1 protein-coding gene is annotated in these 437 nt (G+C 52.6%); it reads left to right on the forward strand.

Annotation, left to right across the window (positions count from 1 at the left end; translation table 11 throughout):
- On the forward strand, positions 1-437 hold a 437-nt coding region (locus ACTHSP_RS22005), incomplete at both ends, for an FAD-dependent oxidoreductase (RefSeq protein ID WP_440347009.1).

Below are 437 nucleotides of genomic sequence, written 5' to 3' on the forward strand. Positions count from 1 at the left end.
TTGAGCATTGAATTGGGCGTGAAAATCGGCGACATCAAATCTGAAGGCAAAGGCGTTTCCGTTGCTTACGAAACTGCTGCCGGCGAAGCCAAAACCGAAGTATTCGACAAACTGATCGTTGCCATCGGCCGTATCCCAAACACCAAAGGCCTGAACGCCGAAGCCGTAGGCTTAGAAAAAGACGAACGCGGCTTTATCAAAGTAGATGGCGAATGCCGTACCAACCTGCCTAACGTATGGGCAATCGGCGATGTGGTCCGCGGCCCGATGTTGGCACACAAAGCCAGCGACGAAGGCGTTGCCGTTGCCGAGCGCATTGCCGGTCAAAAACCGCATATCGACTTCAACAACGTACCGTTTGTTATTTACACCGACCCTGAAATCGCTTGGGTGGGTAAAACCGAAGAGCAGCTCAAAGCCGAAGGCGTGGAGTACAA

This window comes from Neisseria sp. P0001.S005 (assembly GCF_051963715.1).